18 protein-coding genes and 1 pseudogene are annotated in these 16,815 nt (G+C 63.4%); 4 read left to right on the top strand and 15 right to left on the bottom strand.

Annotation, left to right across the window (positions count from 1 at the left end):
- The 8 genes from tsaE to EN884_RS03565 all read right to left on the bottom strand — a co-directional run.
- Window positions 1–669, bottom strand: a 669-nt coding sequence (gene tsaE, locus EN884_RS03605; RefSeq protein ID WP_128360471.1) for a tRNA (adenosine(37)-N6)-threonylcarbamoyltransferase complex ATPase subunit type 1 TsaE, incomplete at its 3' end; no start/stop codon positions are given.
- Between the two features lie 8 nt (window positions 670–677).
- Window positions 678–3,209 (bottom strand): PAS domain-containing sensor histidine kinase, encoded by a 2,532-nt coding sequence (locus tag EN884_RS03600; protein ID WP_128360470.1) that lies wholly within the window; start codon window positions 3,207–3,209, stop codon window positions 678–680.
- Between the two features lie 199 nt (window positions 3,210–3,408).
- Complete coding sequence (gene ahcY / locus EN884_RS03595) at window positions 3,409–4,809, bottom strand: adenosylhomocysteinase (RefSeq protein WP_013528332.1); 1,401 nt, start codon at window positions 4,807–4,809, stop codon at window positions 3,409–3,411.
- Window positions 4,810–4,989: 180 nt separating this feature from the next.
- A complete protein-coding gene (locus tag EN884_RS03590; RefSeq protein ID WP_013528333.1) occupies window positions 4,990–5,286 on the bottom strand; it encodes an HPr family phosphocarrier protein in 297 nt (98 codons plus the stop codon).
- On the bottom strand, window positions 5,283–5,684 hold the full coding sequence (locus tag EN884_RS03585) for a PTS sugar transporter subunit IIA (RefSeq protein WP_010912939.1): 402 nt from the start codon (window positions 5,682–5,684) through the stop codon (window positions 5,283–5,285). Before EN884_RS03585 ends, EN884_RS03590 begins: the two co-directional genes overlap by 4 nt.
- 164 nt (window positions 5,685–5,848) lie before the next feature.
- The gene (locus EN884_RS03575) at window positions 5,849–6,310 is read right to left on the bottom strand and encodes a hypothetical protein (RefSeq protein WP_013528335.1); all 462 of its coding nucleotides are present in this window, start codon (window positions 6,308–6,310) and stop codon (window positions 5,849–5,851) included.
- 17 nt (window positions 6,311–6,327) lie between these two features.
- Window positions 6,328–8,112: a sensor histidine kinase gene (locus EN884_RS03570; RefSeq protein WP_013528336.1), complete on the bottom strand. Its 1,785-nt coding sequence runs from the start codon at window positions 8,110–8,112 to the stop codon at window positions 6,328–6,330.
- 20 nt (window positions 8,113–8,132) lie between these two features.
- The gene (locus EN884_RS03565; RefSeq protein ID WP_013528337.1) at window positions 8,133–8,834 is read right to left on the bottom strand and encodes a response regulator transcription factor; all 702 of its coding nucleotides are present in this window, start codon (window positions 8,832–8,834) and stop codon (window positions 8,133–8,135) included.
- A 343-nt stretch (window positions 8,835–9,177) separates the two neighbouring features.
- On the opposite strand from EN884_RS03565, the gene EN884_RS03560 reads away from it, so the two are divergent.
- The 4 genes from EN884_RS03560 (at window position 9,178) to EN884_RS03545 (ending at window position 12,605) form a co-directional block, all read left to right on the top strand.
- A complete protein-coding gene (locus EN884_RS03560) occupies window positions 9,178–10,788 on the top strand; it encodes a phosphoenolpyruvate carboxykinase (protein ID WP_063169782.1) in 1,611 nt (536 codons plus the stop codon).
- 83 nt (window positions 10,789–10,871) lie between these two features.
- Window positions 10,872–11,309, top strand: a complete 438-nt coding sequence (arfB, locus tag EN884_RS03555; RefSeq protein WP_063170436.1) for an alternative ribosome rescue aminoacyl-tRNA hydrolase ArfB — start codon at window positions 10,872–10,874, stop codon at window positions 11,307–11,309.
- 90 nt (window positions 11,310–11,399) lie between these two features.
- A complete protein-coding gene (lysM, locus tag EN884_RS03550) occupies window positions 11,400–11,873 on the top strand; it encodes a peptidoglycan-binding protein LysM (protein ID WP_013528340.1) in 474 nt (157 codons plus the stop codon).
- A gap of 102 nt (window positions 11,874–11,975) precedes the next feature.
- The gene (locus EN884_RS03545; protein ID WP_013528341.1) at window positions 11,976–12,605 is read left to right on the top strand and encodes an alpha-ketoglutarate-dependent dioxygenase AlkB; all 630 of its coding nucleotides are present in this window, start codon (window positions 11,976–11,978) and stop codon (window positions 12,603–12,605) included.
- On the opposite strand, the gene coaA is transcribed toward EN884_RS03545, so the two are convergent.
- The 7 genes and pseudogenes from coaA to EN884_RS39305 form a co-directional block, all read right to left on the bottom strand.
- On the bottom strand, window positions 12,592–13,551 hold the full coding sequence (gene coaA, locus EN884_RS03540; protein ID WP_013528342.1) for a type I pantothenate kinase: 960 nt from the start codon (window positions 13,549–13,551) through the stop codon (window positions 12,592–12,594). The genes EN884_RS03545 and coaA overlap by 14 nt on opposite strands.
- A 24-nt stretch (window positions 13,552–13,575) precedes the next feature.
- On the bottom strand, window positions 13,576–13,899 hold the full coding sequence (locus EN884_RS03535) for a phosphoribosyl-ATP diphosphatase (RefSeq protein WP_013528343.1): 324 nt from the start codon (window positions 13,897–13,899) through the stop codon (window positions 13,576–13,578).
- 70 nt (window positions 13,900–13,969) lie between these two features.
- Entirely contained in the window at window positions 13,970–14,764 is a 795-nt protein-coding gene (gene hisF / locus EN884_RS03530; protein ID WP_024501998.1) for an imidazole glycerol phosphate synthase subunit HisF, read from the bottom strand.
- A complete protein-coding gene (locus tag EN884_RS03525; RefSeq protein ID WP_063169781.1) occupies window positions 14,761–15,597 on the bottom strand; it encodes an arginase family protein in 837 nt (278 codons plus the stop codon). Before EN884_RS03525 ends, hisF begins: the two co-directional genes overlap by 4 nt.
- On the bottom strand, window positions 15,594–16,337 hold the full coding sequence (gene hisA / locus EN884_RS03520) for a 1-(5-phosphoribosyl)-5-[(5-phosphoribosylamino)methylideneamino]imidazole-4-carboxamide isomerase (protein ID WP_063169780.1): 744 nt from the start codon (window positions 16,335–16,337) through the stop codon (window positions 15,594–15,596). The genes EN884_RS03525 and hisA overlap by 4 nt, the downstream gene beginning before the upstream one ends.
- 4 nt (window positions 16,338–16,341) lie before the next feature.
- A complete protein-coding gene (locus tag EN884_RS03515) occupies window positions 16,342–16,632 on the bottom strand; it encodes a DUF1330 domain-containing protein (RefSeq protein ID WP_013528347.1) in 291 nt (96 codons plus the stop codon).
- Between the two features lie 86 nt (window positions 16,633–16,718).
- Window positions 16,719–16,815 (bottom strand): annotated as a pseudogene (locus EN884_RS39305) (imidazole glycerol phosphate synthase subunit HisH); the annotation flags it as partial.

Genomic DNA, 16,815 nt, shown 5'->3' with positions numbered 1-16,815 from the left:
GGAAACCGGCTGGGCGGTGTGGGCGATCTCGGCATAGGGCTTGCCGTCGCGGACCGGCGGGCCGAGCACCAGCCGTGGCGAGTTCATCAGCACTTGCGGCTTTTGGCCCGGCAGCGAAACGATCTCGTAAGAGCGGGCAGAAGCATCGCCAATGAAATGGCGGCGCTGCGCTTGCGCCCAGCCGGCGCTCACGAGAAAGTCGCGCATGGCCAGCGACCTTGCGGCCCGATCGAAGGCAGGTCCCTGCCCCGACAATCGTGCCAGCCGGCCGTTGCCATGCTGGACGAGCTCGATCAGGACCGTGGTTTTCGGCAGATGGGCTTCCGCCCGCTCCGGCCATTCGACCAAAGCAGCACCTTGCGCCAAGGCTTCGTCGAAACCAAGCTCATCGATCTCGTCGGCCGAGGACAGGCGGTAGAGATCGAAATGATGCACCGGAATGCGGGTGTCGTAGCTCTGCACCAGCGTGAAGGTCGGGCTCGGAACGTCGAGGCCGGCATCGTCGGCCAAGGTCCTGATCAAGGCCCGCGCCAGCGTCGACTTGCCGGCGCCCAGATCGCCCTTCAGGGCAAGCACGTCGCCTGGGCGCAGCGACAGCGCCAGATCTTCGCCCAGCCGCGCTGTCTGGGTCTCGTCGGCGAGTAATCGCTCCAGCACCAGTCCGGTCATCGAACGCGCTACTCGGCCGCGGCACGGATGCCCGGCATGTCTGGAAAGGTGCAGATGACGGTCGTGCCCTTGTCCTTGCCGGTTTCGATGCGAACGCTGCCGCCATGCAGCTCGACGAAGCTCTTGACGATCGACAGGCCGAGGCCGGCGCGCGGCTCGAAACGGCGGAACACCGAATCGAGCACATCGGGCGGCATACCGGGACCGTCGTCATGGACCGAGAATTCCACCCCGTCCGCCAGATGGCGGCAAGTGAGCCGGATGGTGCTGGCTTCCGGGGCGTAATTGGCGGCGTTGCTGAGCAGATTGTAGAGGATCTGGCGGACGCGGACCTCATCGCCGTGAAACGTCTTCGGCGCCGAGGCTGCTTCAACCTCGAGCCTGATCGAATGCTCTTCCAGCCGGTCGGCCACCAGTTCGGCCGCAGCGGCGATGGTGCGATCGACCTGCACCTCGGAAATATCGAGCTGCATGATGCCGGCGTCCACCGTCGCCAGGTCGAGTATGTCGTTGACGATGGTGAGCAGGACCGCGGAGGAGGAGCTGACATGCTCGACATATTCCCGCTGCTTCTGCGTCAGCGGACCGGTCGTGGGCTGTGACAGGAGTTCGGTGAAGCCGATGATGTTGGTCAGCGGCGAGCGCAGTTCATAGGAAACATGCTGGACGAATTCGTTCTTGAGCTGGTCGGATTTTTGCAGCGCCTCGTTCTTGTCCTTCAGCGCCCGCTCGACATGGACGCTGTCGGTGACGTCGACGAAGGTCATCATCACCTGCCCGTTGGGCAGCGGGATCATGGCGTAACTCAACACGTTGCCGTTGTTGAGCTCGGTCTGTCCGTGGCGGTCGCGGCGCTCGTCGTCGAAGCCGGTGACGGCGGCAACAAAGCCGGGCCAGGGGCTGTCCGCCGCCTGCCGGTCGCAAAGGTCGCGGATGGTGGAAACATGGACGCTGGGCTTGGCCGCTTCGCCGCTCAATCCCCAGAGCGTGGCAAAGGCAGGATTCGACAGCCGGAGCCTGCCGTCGGGTCCGAACACCGCTACGCCTTCGGCAAGATTGTCGAGCGTCTCGCCCTGGACCCGCACCGCTGTCTGGTAGCGGCTCTCGAGGTCCATCTTCTCGGTCAGGTTCTCGAACACCCAGGTGACGCCGCCCTTGGGCTGCGGATTGGCGACGACGCGGATGGTCTTGCCATCCGGCAGATGCCACCAATGTTCCTGGGATTCCACAGCGCGATAGGCACCGAGCAGGCCTTCCTTCCAGCGGCGCCATTCAGGCTGTTCGGCGATCTTGCCTTCGCTGCGCAGCCGGTCGAGCAGCAAGGCATTGTCTGGAGCGCTGTGCAGGAAGCCTGCCTCCAGGCCCCAAAGCTTCTGGAAGGCCTGGTTGAAGAACCGCAGCTTCTCGTCGGTGTCGAAAATGGCGACCGCCGTGTTGAGCTGGTCGAGCGTGTCGGCGTGGCTTCGCACCGTCCGTTCGTATTCGCCGCGAACGGCTTCGATGGCACTGGTGTCGCAGGCAAGGCCGGCCGAGCCATCGCTGCCGGCGAAATCGGTGACCGCGAACACACGGCGGTCGCCTTCGATCACGGTGGACAGCGACTGCTCGAAAACCGGATGCGTCCTGTGCTGGGCGGCAATCGCATCGCGCGCCTGGCCGCCGAGGAACTCTTTCTTCTCCCGAACCGCGGCTTCGGCATTTTCGGCTTCGACGGCATCGGCATAGGCGCGGTTGACCCACTTCAGCCCGCCATCCTCGCCGCGGAGCCACGCCGGCATGTTCAGCGCGTCGAGCAGGCCGATCATCGTGTCGTGGTCGGCGGCCAGCCGCTGGTTCTCGATCTTCAGTCTGGCCTGGCTGCGCTGCGTCTCCGAGAGCGAGAGGAAACGCACGAGCACATGCGCGGCACTCTTGCGGCCATGCACTTCGAGCGGCGCACCGGCCTGCGATTCGATGACCAGGTCGAAGGGTTTGGCCTTTTCGCGCAATCCCGCGACGGCATGTTCGAGTGCCGCCGCCGAACGCGGCATCAGCCAGCGGCCGAAAGCAAGAAAAGCGGCCCTATCCTCGGGAGCGCCGCTTTCGACGGGCAATGTGCCGATGAGCTCGGGCTTCTTGTTTTCCGCAGCCCAGACGACGACGCGCTGGTCGCGCAGATTGAGCAGCGCCTCGGAACGGCGGAGCGCCGCGTTGATGTCGGCGAGGCGGCTCCTGAGTTCGACATTCTCCGCCGAGGTGCGGGCTCTTTCGCGGATGAGAACGATGGCCGATATCAGTGCGGCACCCGTCACGCCGACGAACACTGCAAGCTGCATGACATCAATGGCACTCACCGACAGTCCGGCGACGCTGGCAACAGCGGTCTCGGCATGCGCGGCGGCGCCGGCCAAGGGCCCCGCGAGCGCGGAGGTGGCAAGGAATGTCGACGCGCGGGCGCGCCAGGACAGGCTCCCCCCTTCCAGGGCGGAGCCAGCAATCCCCGAATCGTCATGGCCGCCGGAAACGGCCCGTCCCGCTCTGTGCGGGTGTTGCCCCGGCATGTCTTGGTCCTCTCCGCCGCCTGAATGCAAGACCGCCCTGATGCGTGCCTCTCTTGACCCTCTCGGGCTGGAAGCATCGCCGAATCACCTGACAATAACCCCTCGCCGAATCGGCGTGAAGGCTGATGGCGCGCAAAAATAAGGCCGGGCGAAAAGTCAATCGCCCGGCCTCAATATCTGGTAGTAATTTTAGCTTTGGTTAATAGCGGTAGTGTTCCGGCTTGAACGGACCCTGCGGCGTGACGCCGATATAGGCGGCCTGTTCACCCGACAGTTCGGTCAGGCGGGCGCCGAGCTTGTCGAGATGCAGGCGGGCGACCTTTTCGTCGAGATGCTTGGGCAGGACATAGACCTGGTTCTCGTACTGGCCGGGCTTGGTGTAGAGCTCGATCTGCGCCAGCACCTGGTTGGTGAAGGATGCCGACATGACGAAGCTCGGGTGGCCGGTGGCGTTGCCGAGATTGAGCAGCCGTCCTTCCGACAAAAGGATCATCCGCTTGCCGTCCGCGAAGGTGATCATATCGACCTGCGGCTTGACGTTGGTCCATTTCAAATTGCGCAGCGCGGCGACCTGGATCTCATTGTCGAAGTGGCCGATGTTGCCGACGATGACCATGTCCTTCATCGAGCGCATATGGTCGAGGGTGACGACATCCTTGTTGCCGGTGGTGGTGATGACGATGTCGGCGGTGGGGGCTGCATCTTCCAGCGTGACGACTTCAAAACCGTCCATCGCAGCCTGCAGGGCGCAGATCGGATCGACCTCGGTGACCTTGACGCGGGCACCGGCGCCCTTGAGCGAGGCCGACGAGCCCTTGCCGACGTCGCCATAACCGCACACGACAGCGACCTTGCCGGCCATCATCGTGTCGGTGCCGCGGCGGATGCCGTCGACCAGCGATTCCTTGCAGCCATACTTGTTGTCGAACTTCGACTTGGTGACCGAGTCGTTGACGTTGATTGCGGGGAAGGGCAGCAGGCCCTTCTTCTGCAGCTGGTAGAGGCGGTTGACGCCGGTGGTCGTCTCTTCGGTGACGCCGCGGATCGCCGCCTTCTGCTTGGTGAAGAAGCCGGGCGAAGCCTTCAGGCGCTTCTTGACCTGGGCGTAGAAATATTCCTCTTCCTCGCTCTGCGGGTTGGACAGCACGTCCTCGCCGGCCTCGGCGCGGGCGCCGATCAGGATGTACATGGTGGCGTCGCCGCCATCATCGAGGATCATGTTGGAGAGGCCGCCATCGGCCCACTGGAAGATCTTGTCGGTGTAGTCCCAATACTCCTCCAGCGACTCGCCCTTGACGGCAAACACCGGGATGCCGGCCTCGGCGATGGCCGCGGCCGCATGGTCCTGGGTCGAGAAGATGTTGCAGGAGGCCCAGCGGATATCGGCGCCAAGCGCCTTCAGCGTCTCGATCAGCACCGCCGTCTGGATGGTCATGTGCAGCGAGCCGGTGATGCGCGCACCCTTGAGCGGCTGCTTGGGGCCGAATTCCTCACGGCAGGCCATCAGGCCCGGCATTTCGGTTTCGGCGATCTCGAGTTCCTTGCGGCCCCAGCCGGCAAGCGAGATGTCGGCGACCACATAGTCCTTGCTACCCGTCATGGCAGTACTCCGATGCGAATGTTGTGCTTGCGAATTTGTTGCGGACACGCCCGCGCCGGTCGGCGCGTCCAAGGGCGCGAATTGCCGGCCTGACTAGCAGATCGGAGCAAGGACGACAATGGGATATAAAGAAATCTTTATCCCTGCATGTCTCTCGGACGCATATCGCGCTCTACCAGATCAGCATTCCTCGCCGAAGCGGGACGCCACCAGTTGCTCCAGGGCGTCGATGACCTGCTGGGCCTCCGGCCCGCTGGCGGTGACGCGGATCGAATAGCCGGGGCTTGCCGCCAGCATCATCAGGCCCATGATCGAGGTGCCGCCAACCTTGACGCCATCCTTCTCGACATGCACCGAGGCATCGAAGCCGCTGGCCAGCTGGACGAACTTCGCCGAAGCGCGCGCATGAAGGCCGCGCTGGTTGATGATGGGAAAATCCCGGACTATCTGATCTTTTTCCGGGGACAGCGCGGTCATTTGCTGCTCAGGAGCTGGCTGGCAACATTGATGTATTTGCGACCGGCGGCCTGGGCCTCATCAAGGGCGGCCGCCATGTTGTCGCCCTTGCGGATCGAGGAGAGCTTGATCAGCATCGGCAGATTCATGCCGGCGATCACCTCGGTGCGGCCGGACTCCATCACCGAGATGGCAAGATTGGAGGGCGTGCCGCCGAACATGTCGGTCAGCACGATGACGCCCGCCCCGGTGTCGACACGGGCAACCGCGTCGACAATGTCGCGCCGACGCTGCTCCATATCGTCGTCGGCACCGATCGCCACGGTTTCGAAATTGTCTTGTGGCCCGACGACATGTTCGACGGCATGTCGGAACTCGGTGGCCAGTTGACCGTGCGTTACAAGCACGAGTCCGATCATTCTTTGGTGGCTCCCGTCATCGCCGCTTCACAGGCGCATTTTATGCTCGCCAGCCAATCCAGGCGGCGGGAGCGCTATCTTGTCGACGCGCGGCCCGTTGACAAGCCCAAAATTGCGCAGGCGCATGCCATTTTGACGCATTGCAGCAAAAAACCCGGAGCGGATCATAGAAAAGGCGCGATCGACAGCCGCGCCATCACGACCGGTAAGGCCGCCGGGATATTGCGTTCGACCACATCGACCTGTGGCACCAGACAACCCACGATGCTGCTAGCGGCATCCTCCTGGAAGCGCGGCGCTTCATCGGCCGGCACCAGGTGGACATGCAGGTCGACGAGGCCTGCCGGCTCGAATGGCAGAGGCCGGGGGCCGAGCCCAGGCACCTCGACGAGGCCTTCTATGGCGGCGGGAGCGCGGCACAGAAGCCGCCCGGCATGCGCCTCGACAAAGAGCTGATCGTCACCGACGAGCCGCGCGAACGATCCGCGCTGGCGACAATGATCTATGAGCGCCAGCGCCAGCGCCGTCTTGCCCGAGCCGGAGGCTCCGGTGATGAGAATGCCGCGCTCGCCGATCAAAACCATTGTCGCGTGAATGTTTTCAGGCTGCACGGCTGGACCAGGCATGGTTGGAATTCATGCTCTCAGCCTTCGGCCGGCAACGTCACCACAAAACGCGCGCCCTTGATCTCGCCGGGTTTGGTGCCGGGGATGTTCTCGGCGGTGAGCGTGCCGCCATGGGCCTCGACGATCTGCCTGGATATCGACAGGCCAAGGCCCGAATTCTGGCCGAACGCCTCGCCGGCCGGCCGGTCCGTGTAGAAGCGTTCGAAGATGCGGTCGATGTTGTCGGCGCGGATGCCGGGGCCATTGTCGTCGACGGTGACGATGTTGAACTTGCCGGCACGCGCCAGCGACAGGCTGATGTGGCCATGATCCTCGGGAACGAAGGAACGGGCGTTCTCGATCAAATTGGTGATGACCTGGCCGATGCGCAGATCATGGCCGACGACGACATAGCCTTTGACGCCCTGCGGCAGTTTGGCGGCCTTGAACTCGATCTCGACCGCCTTCTTGTTGCGCGTCGCTTCGCGCGAAACGGCGACCAGATCGGTGATGAATTTCTTCAAATCGACCGTTCCCGCATCTTCACGCGCGAGTTCCGCGTCCAGGCGCGATGCGTCGGAAATATCGGTGATGAGCCGGTCCAGCCGCCTGACATCGTGCTGGATGATATCCATCAGCCGGCCGCGCGAATCGTCGTTCTTGGCCAGCGGCAAGGTCTCCACCGCGCTGCGCAGCGACGTCAGCGGGTTTTTCAGCTCGTGCGAGACATCGGCCGCGAAGCTTTCGATCGCCTCGATCCGGGCGTAGAGCGCGTTGGTCATGTCGCGTATGGCGATCGACAGATTGCCGATCTCGTCCTGGCGGTCGGAAAAGTCGGGGATCTCCTCACGGCTCTTGACGCCGCGCCGCACTCGCACCGCCGCCGCCGACAGCCGGCGCAGCGGATTGGCGATGGTCGAGGCGAGCAGCATCGACAGGATGGCGGTGACAAGGGCCGCGATGCCGAAGACGCGCAGGATCGCCTTGCGCTCGGCGGCGACGATCTTGTCGATGTCGCCGCCTTCGGTCGACAGCATCAGCACGCCCAGGACGGCACGAAAGCGCTGGATCGGCACCGCCACCGAAACGATCTGCTCGCCCTGCTCGCTGACGCGCACGATGGTCGAAGGGCTGCCGGTGAGCGCCTTGACCACTTCCGGGAAAGCGGCGCCATTGCCGCCCGGCTGCTCGTGATAGACCGGCAGCTCGGTGTTGCGGAAGAAGTCGAAGACGAATTTCTGGATGCGCTCGACCAGATCGGGCTCTTCTTCCTCGACCGGCGGCAGGTCGTAGCGCAGGATCTGGCCACGCGAATAGAGGTGGCGCGAATCGAGCAGCAGATTGGCGTCGCGGTCATAGATGCGGGCGCGGGTCCTGGTCGGCGAGATCAGCCTTCTAAGCACCGGTGCGACACGCTCCGGGTTGATCGGAAAGTCGAGATTGTCGAGCTGGTCCGAGCCCGGCCCAAGGCTTTCGCCGGCCTGCAGTTCAAGCAGCTTTTCCGGGTCGATGCTGATCGAATCCGTCTCGACCGTCGCCGAAGCGGCGATGGCGCCGGCGATGATCTCGCCCTGGGTCATCAGGCTTTCGACGCGGGCGTCGATCAGCCCGTCGCGGAAGGTGTTGAGATAGAGGATGCCGGTCACCAGCACGGCGAGGCCGGCAAGGTTGAGGAACAGGATACGCCGCGTCAGGCTGGAAAAGATGTGATGGCCAAGGAAGCGGCGCATCGGCACCGTGATCTTCGAGACGAAGGACGGCATGATCCGCGACGGCCGCCTGGAGGCGCCCGCCGGTCTTGTTCGCTGTGCTTCCACTGCCATCGAATAGCAGGCCCTGCTACTTATGCTTCGCGGAACCGGTATCCGACTCCGTAAAGGGTTTCGATCATCTCGAAGTCGTCGTCGACGGCCTTGAACTTCTTGCGCAGCCGCTTGATGTGGCTGTCGATGGTGCGGTCGTCGACATAGACCTGTTCATCATAAGCCGAATCCATCAGCGCATCACGGCTTTTTACGACACCGGGACGCTGCGCCAGCGAATGCAGGATCAGGAACTCGGTGACGGTGAGCGTCACCGGCTCGCCTTTCCAGGTGCAGGTGTGGCGCTCCTGGTCCATGACGAGCTGGCCGCGCTCGAGAGAGCGGGCCTGCTGGCTTGGCGTCTTGGCTGCAGCCTCGCGGGCACTGGCGCGGCGCAGCACGGCGCGCACGCGCTCGACCAGCAGGCGCTGTGAGAAGGGTTTGCGGATGAAATCGTCGGCGCCCATCTTGAGACCGAACAATTCGTCGATCTCGTCGTCCTTGGAGGTCAGGAAGATCACCGGCAGGTCGGACTTCTGGCGCATCCGGCGCAGCAGTTCCATGCCGTCCATGCGCGGCATCTTGATGTCGAGAATGGCAAGGTTCGGCGGGCGTGCCGCCAGGCCTTCCAGCGCCGACGCACCATCCGTGTAGGTCTCGACGCGATACCCCTCGGATTCCAGGGCGATCGACACCGATGTCAGAATGTTGCGGTCGTCATCGACAAGCGCGATTGTTGCCATTTCAAGCGGCTCCCTCATGAGCTGTCCCTTCTGTCGTAGAGAAGGGGCTTTTGCAGGACAAATTAGGTACAAAATGTGGCATAGGCCTTGTCCGCTGTCACGCGCGGCATGCCGGCGGCCACAATCCTACCTCGACATGGATTGGACGAACGTACATCGCCAATCCTTTGGGCAACCGCGAAACTTTTTGCACATATAAACGATTTAAACAACTTTCAAAATATTTAAATCGATTAATGATTTGATATCATTTGACTTTTCTGGTTCTGACCATCTCAGCCCGCGTAGTGGGCGTGCCGGGAAGGTGCCGGCAAAGATGCGGCAAATCCAAGAGGGACACTCGATGTCGGAAGTCGGCAAACGCAATTCCGCCTGCGCGATCGATCATATCGGCCTGAAAACCACCGGCGTGGTGCGCTATAATTTCGGTGCGGCTGCTCTTTATGAGGACTCGATCCGGCGCGGCGAGGCCCGCTTGACCGCACATGGCGCGTTGGTCGCCGAGACAGGCCAGCATACCGGCCGCTCGCCCAAGGACAAGTTTGTCGTCCGCAACAGTGACACCGAACCGCATGTCTGGTGGGACAACAACAAGGCAATTTCACAAGCCCAGTTCGACACGCTGCTCGCCGATTTCCAGACGCATGCCTGGGACAAGGATCTATACGTCCAGGACCTGATCGGCGGCGCCGATGCGGAGCTGAAGCTGCCGACCAGGGTGATCACCGAATTTGCCTGGCACTCGCTGTTCATCCGCAATCTGCTCATTCGTCCCGATGCCGCCGAGCTCGAGCATTTCGTGCCTGCCATGACGATCATCGACCTGCCGTCCTTCCGCGCCGATCCCGCCCGCCACGGCAGCCGCACCGAAACGGTGATCGCCGTGGATCTCACGCGCAAGGTCGTGCTGATCGGCGGCACCTCCTATGCCGGCGAGATGAAGAAGTCGGTGTTCACCATGCTCAACTATCTGCTGCCGGCGAAAGGCGTGATGCCGATGCATTGCTCGGCCAACGAGGGTATGGCCGGCGACGCCGCCATCTTCTTCGGCCTGTCGGGCACCGGCAAGACGACACTCTCGGCCGATCCCTCGCGCACGCTGATCGGCGACGACGAGCATGGCTGGGGACCCCACGGCATCTTCAATTTCGAAGGCGGCTGCTACGCCAAGACGATCAAGCTGTCGGCGGAAGCCGAGCCGGAAATCTTCGCCACCACGCAGCGCTTCGGCACGGTGCTGGAAAATGTCGTGCTCGACGCTGATGGCGTGCCGGATTTCAACGACGGAAGGCTGACCGAAAACACACGCTGCGCCTACCCGCTGGATTTCATCCCCAACGCCAGCAAGACCGGCCGCGCCAACCATCCGAAGAACATCATCATGCTGACCGCCGATGCGTTCGGCGTGATGCCGCCGATCGCGCGGCTGACCCCGGCGCAGGCGATGTATCATTTCCTCTCCGGCTACACCGCCAAGGTGGCCGGAACCGAAAAGGGCGTGACCGAGCCCGAAGCGACGTTTTCGACCTGTTTCGGCGCCCCGTTCATGCCGCGCCATCCATCGGAATACGGCAATCTGCTGCGCGAGCTGATTGCCCGCCACGGCGCCGATTGCTGGCTGGTCAACACCGGCTGGACCGGCGGCGCCTACGGCACCGGCAAGCGCATGCCGATCAAGGCGACGCGGGCCTTGCTTGCCGCCGCACTCGACGGCTCGCTCAAGACGGCCGAGTTCCGCACCGACCCTCATTTCGGTTTCGAGGTGCCGGTGGCGGTTCGAGGCGTCGACAGCGCCATTCTCGACCCGCGCTCCACCTGGGCCGACAAGGCCGGCTATGACCGGCAGGCGGCAAGGCTGGTCGGCATGTTCGCCGTCAATTTCGAGAAATTCGAAAGCCATGTCGATGCCGTGGTGCTGGGTGCGGCGCCGCGCATGCAGGAAGCGGCGGAGTAATCGCGCTACGGGGTTCAGCTTCGTTGAAAGGCCCGGTTCGATCGGGCCTTTTCTTTTTCGATCCGCCGCGCCATGACTGCGGCATGGCGAGCGACGACAACATCATCATATCAGGCGATGCGGTGATCCATCCGGGCGACCTGCACGAGGATTTCATCCGCTCGTCCGGTCCCGGCGGCCAGAACGTCAACAAGGTGGCGACGGCGGTGCAACTGCGCTTCGACGCCGCCAACGCAGCGGGTCTGTCGGAGCGCGTGCGCGAGCGGACGATCAAGCTTGCCGGCCAGCGTGCCACCAAGGACGGCGTCGTTGTCATCGAAGCGGGCCGCTTCCGCACCCAGGAACAGAACCGGGCGGATGCGCGGGCACGGCTGACGGCACTGGTCGCCAAGGCCGCCGAACCGCCGCCGCCACCGCGCAAGAAGACGCGGCCGTCAAAGGGTGCCGTGGAACGGCGGCTGAAGAGCAAGGCCGGGCGAGGCACGATCAAGAAGCTGCGCGGCCGGGTGGAGAACGATTAAGCACCGCGAAGCTGCAACGCGCGGGTGGCTTCCAATTCTGGGTTGCAGATGGCAAGCTGCGATCACCCACCACAGCAATGGAGACCAACGATGGGCATGTTCGATTTCGTCAAGAGTGTCGGCAAGAAACTGGGCATCGGCGGTGACGACGAAGCCGCACCCACGGCCGACACACTCAAGAAGGAGCTCGATTCGCACAAGCTCGGCACCGATGGCGTCGAGGTCGTCGTCAACGGCGATACGGCGGTGCTGAAGGGTGTGGTCAAGGACCAGTCGATCTTCGAGAAGGCGGTCATCGCCGTCGGCAACACGCTCGGCGTCTCCAAGGTGCAGGCGGACGAATTACAGGTCGCGCCAGCACCTGGCACGGCCGCCGCCCCGGCCAAGGAGCCCACCTTTTACACCGTGAAGAAGGGCGACAATCTCTGGAAGATCGCCGAGAAAAGCTACGGCAAGGGCCAAGGCGTCAAGAACACGGTCATATTCGAGGCCAACAAGCCGATGCTGACCCATCCCGACAAGATCTATCCGGGCCAGGTGCTGCGCATCCCCGACCTCGCCTGATCGGCGACTGCCAATTCGACAAGAGCGGCGGCTTTCGGGTCGCCGTTTTCATTTGATCGTGACATTTTACGGTTCCGAACCATCCAAGAGGCGATCGAATCCGTGCTCGTTCTGCCCAAAGGCGTCCGCCACATGCCGGCCTACCTGTCACGCACCGTGCAGGAAGAACTGGTCGACGAGGTGAGACGGATCGTGCAGCAGGCGCCGCTGTTCGTGCCGGCCATGCCGCGCACCGGCAAGGAGATGAGCGTGCGCATGACCAATTGCGGGCCGCTGGGCTGGGTCACCGACAAGGAGCACGGCTATCGTTACCAGCCGGCGCATCCGCTAACCGGGGCGCCTTGGCCGCCAATTCCGGATGCGCTGCTCGACCTGTGGCGCGAGGTCTCGGGCTATCCGCATCCGCCGGAAGCGTGCCTGATCAATTTCTACACGGCGGATGCGAAGATGGGCCTGCATCAGGACCGCGACGAGGCCGACTTTTCGGCGCCGGTCGTCTCCGTCTCGCTCGGCGACGACTGCCTGTTCCGGGTTGGCCAGACCACGCGTGATGGCGCCACCAAGTCGTTCAGGCTGCAAAGCGGTGATGTCGTGGTGCTCGGCGGCGAGGGGCGGCTGTGCTTTCACGGCGTCGATCGGATCTATCCCTCGACCTCGGCGCTGCTGAAAAACGGTGGGCGGATCAATCTGACATTGCGACGGGTGACGAAGCCGGCCGTCACAGCTTCCTGAGCGCCACTTCCTCGATCAGGTGGTCGGCGCCCTTGCGCAGGATCAAGTCGGCGCGGGCCCGCGTCGGCAGGATGTTCTCGCGCAGATTCTTCAAATTGATGTTGGTCCACAGGCCTTCGGCGATGGCGCGCGCCGAACCCTCCGACAGCTGCGAGTAGCGGTGAAAGAAGGAGTCCGGATTGCGGAAGGCGGTCTCACGCAGCCGCATGAAGCGGGAAATGTACCAGTTGTGGATCAGCTTCTCGTCGGCATCGATGTAGATGGCGAAATCGAAGAAGTCCGACAGGAAAGGCACGATCTTGCCGTCCTGCGGCAGCTTGCCGGGCTGCAGGACATTGATGCCTTCGAAGATCAATATGTCGGGCCGGTCGATGGTGACGAACTCGCCGGGAATGACGTCATAGGTGAGGTGCGAATAGACCGGCGCGCGGACATCGGGCAGCGCCGACTTGATGCCCGACAGGAAGCGCAGCAGCGCGCCGACATCGTAACTGTCTGGAAAACCCTTGCGCTCCATCAGGTTCTCGCGGCGCAGGACCTCGTTGGGCAGCAGGAAGCCGTCGGTGGTGATGAGATCGACCTTGGGGCTCGACGGCCAGCGCGCCAAAAGCTCCTTCAGCACGCGTGCGGTGGTCGATTTGCCGACCGCGACGGAACCGGCGATGCCGATGATGAAGGGCGTCTTGACCACGTCGACCGCGTTGAAGAAGGCCTGGCGTTGCCGAAACAGCAGCTGGCTCGCTTCGACATGAGCCGACAACAGCCGCGACAGCGACAGATAGATGCGCGTGACCTCTTCGAGATCGACCGGATCGTTGAGCGACCGCAGGCGGCGGAATTCGTCCGCACTCAGCGTCAGCGGCGTGTCGGCGCGGAATTGCGACCATTGCTCGGCGGAGAAGAAGCGAAACGGGGAATACTTCTCGGTCGGCGCGAGCTGATCCATCGAGATACCTGCCCTTCCTCGCGGTCAGCCCTTGGGCCGTGACGCCTTCTCGGCGATGCCCGAACGCCGGGTGCGGCCTTCGAGCTCCTTGAGCACGTCGCTCAGCAAAACCCCCGAGAGGCCGAGAACGACGAGCCAATGATATATAAGATCGGCACTTTCCGAAACGAGGGCCTGTTTGTCGCCCTTGACGGCGGCAATCACCGTCTCGACTGCTTCCTCGCCGAGTTTCTGCGCCGCCTTGTCGATGCCGCGCGCGAACAGTTTTGCCGTCCACGAGTCCGGGTCGCCGGAATGGGCGCGTTCCCTGATGGTTTCTTCAAGACCTGACAGCGAAAACTCAGCCATGGCGCCATCTATCTGCTTGTTTAGGCATGATCTTTTCCGAAAACCGGTTCCCACTTTTCGGGATCATGCTTTAGGGCCGATTATTCACAGAGTCCAGCCGCATCGGCAGCCCTGCGGCGGCCATATGCGCCTTGGCCTGCGCTATCGTGTAGGTACCGAAATGGAAGATGGACGCGGCCAGCACCGCACCGGCATGGCCGTCGCGAATGCCTTCGACCATGTGGTCGAGCGTGCCGACGCCGCCGGAAGCGATGACCGGCGCGCGCACGGCGTCTGATATCGCGCGGGTCAGCGCGATGTCGTAGCCGGCCTTGGTGCCGTCGCGATCCATCGAGGTCAGCAGGATCTCGCCGGCGCCGCGATCGACCATTTTCCGCGCGAACTCGACCGCGTCGATGCCGGTCTTTTCGCGCCCACCATGGGTGAAGATCTCCCAGCGGTCGGCCTCACCGGTGGCGGACACTTTCTTGGCGTCGATGGCGACGACAATGCACTGGTTGCCGAACTTGTCGGCAGCCTCGGCAACGAAGTCCGGGTTCTTCACCGCCGCCGTGTTGATCGACACCTTGTCCGCGCCGGCCAAGAGCAGCTTCCTGATGTCGGCGACCTGGCGCACGCCGCCGCCGACGGTCAGCGGCATGAAACATTGTTCGGCGGTGCGTGCGATGACGTCGAAGATGGTCTCGCGATTGTCCGACGAAGCAGTGATGTCGAGGAAGCAAAGCTCGTCGGCGCCGGCCGCGTCATAGGCCTTGGCCGCCTCGACCGGATCGCCGGCGTCGACGAGATCGACGAAGTTGACGCCCTTGACGACACGGCCGTTCTTGACGTCGAGACAGGGGATGACACGGGCTTTCAGCATCAGCGGCCCTCTATCGTGGCGATGAGATCGTTCAGCAACTGGCCGACCAGCGGCGGAACATCGGCCTGCGCGTCGAAAGCCGGATCGTAGGCGGAGACGGTGATGCCGACGACCGGCACCGCAAGCGCCATGGCGCAAGTGGCGTCGCGCAACTGCTCCGGGCTCGGGCCGCCCGAAGTGATATAGCGGTTGGCCTGCAACTCGCGGGGATCATGCACGTCCATATCGAGGTGCATGTGCACGCGTTTGGCGCCGGCGATCTTCAGTCTTTCGGTCGCCTGGGCCACCCCGGCGCATTCCGTCCGCACGATCGGCAGCGTCTCCAGCAGCCGCTTCTCGTCCGGATCGAGATCGCGCGCGTTGACGAGCACGCAACGCGACGGATCGATCGGCTTGAAGCCGGGAATGGCCGACGCCATCGGCCTCCAGCACAGGCCAAGCACCGTCGCCAGCGCCATGCCGTCGAGAAAGCCGTATGCCGATGTCTCGGGCGTGTTGAGGTCGCCATGCTGGTCGGCCCAGATGATCGCATCGGCGTCCTCGCCGGCGACCGCACCGGCTGATGTCAGGCAATTTCCCGCAAGGACGATGGGAAACCGACCGGCGTCACGGGCAAGGCGAACCTCGGTCGCAACCGCGTTGCAGACAGCAAAGCCGGTGGCGATCTCGCGCTCCTGGATGTCTCCGACCCTGCCGATGTCTTCCACCGTAACGTCATGGCCGGCCATGGTCAGCGCGTCGACGAGCCCGCCTGATATCAGTGCGTCCGGGCCCTGGCCCATGCCGCCATGGTAATGACCGCTGTCGTAGGAGGCCAGGATGATGGAGATTTTCACGTCCGCGTCTCCGCCCTGCCCTGCAGGATCGCCAGGGCCTCGGCCGGATCGATGCGGCCGTCATAGAGCGCGCGCCCGGAGATCGCCCCTTCGAGCTTTTGCGCATCGGGCATGGTCATGCGCATGATGTCGGCGATCGAGGCGAGGCCGCCCGACGCGATGACCGGGATCGATACGGCATCGGCGAGATCGATGGTGGCGTCCCAGTTGATGCCTGTCAAAACGCCGTCGCGATCGATATCGGTGTAGATGATGGCGGCGACTCCGGCGCCCTCGAATTTCCTCGCCAGTTCGACGACGCCGAGGCTCGACGCCTCGGCCCAGCCCTCGACGGCGACCTTGCCGCCCTTGGCGTCGATGCCGACGGCGACCTTGCCCGGAAACGCCTTGCAGGCCTGTCTGACCAGGTCCGGGTCACGCACCGCCACCGTGCCGAGGATGACACGGGCCAGCCCGCGATCGAGCCAGTCCTCGATCTGCGCCAGCGTGCGGATGCCGCCGCCGAGCTGCACAGGGTTCTTCGTCGCCTTGAGGATGGCGCCGACCGCCGCGCTGTTGACGCTCTGGCCCTGGAAAGCGCCGTTGAGGTCGACGACATGCAGCCATTCGAAGCCCTGTTGCTCGAAGGCCCGCGCCTGCGCTGCAGGATCATCGTTGTAGATGGTCGCGGTGGCCATGTCGCCGTGCTTCAGGCGCACGCACTGGCCGTCCTTGAGATCGATGGCGGGGAAAAGGATCATCCGTTCAGGCGCCTTCCACAATGGCGAAATGCGATGTCGAATAGAGACGTCGGAACTTCAGCGCCGCCTGGTATTCGGGCGAATGGAAGCAGGCGAGTGCGACCGCGTAGCTCTCGAACTCGATGATGACATGGCGATTGCCCGACGACCCTTCCGGGCTCGACGACTGACCGCCGCGGGTCAGGAATTTTGCGCCATATTTGTCGAAAGCCGCTTTGTTGGCGGCAATGTATAGCGGATAGTTTTCCGGATCGGTCACCTCGACCATCGCCATCCAGTAACCCTTCTTGCTCATCGGTTTCCCCTTTGCTTGAGCATGATCTCGGGACAAACGGGACCGTTTGTCCGAGAAAACCGGGGTCCACTTTTCGGGATCATGCTCTAGGGCCTCCAGCGCAGGAAATTGGTGATCAGGGCGAGGCCCAGCGCCTGGCTCTTTTCCGGGTGGAATTGCGTGCCGACGAGATTGTCGCGGGCG

This window comes from Mesorhizobium sp. M7A.F.Ca.AU.001.01.1.1 (assembly GCF_004022735.1).
In the GTDB taxonomy this organism is placed as follows: Bacteria; Pseudomonadota; Alphaproteobacteria; order Rhizobiales; family Rhizobiaceae; genus Mesorhizobium; species Mesorhizobium ciceri.
The sequence above is the reverse complement of the archived record's forward strand: the minus strand, read 5'-3'. Positions and strand labels throughout refer to the sequence as shown.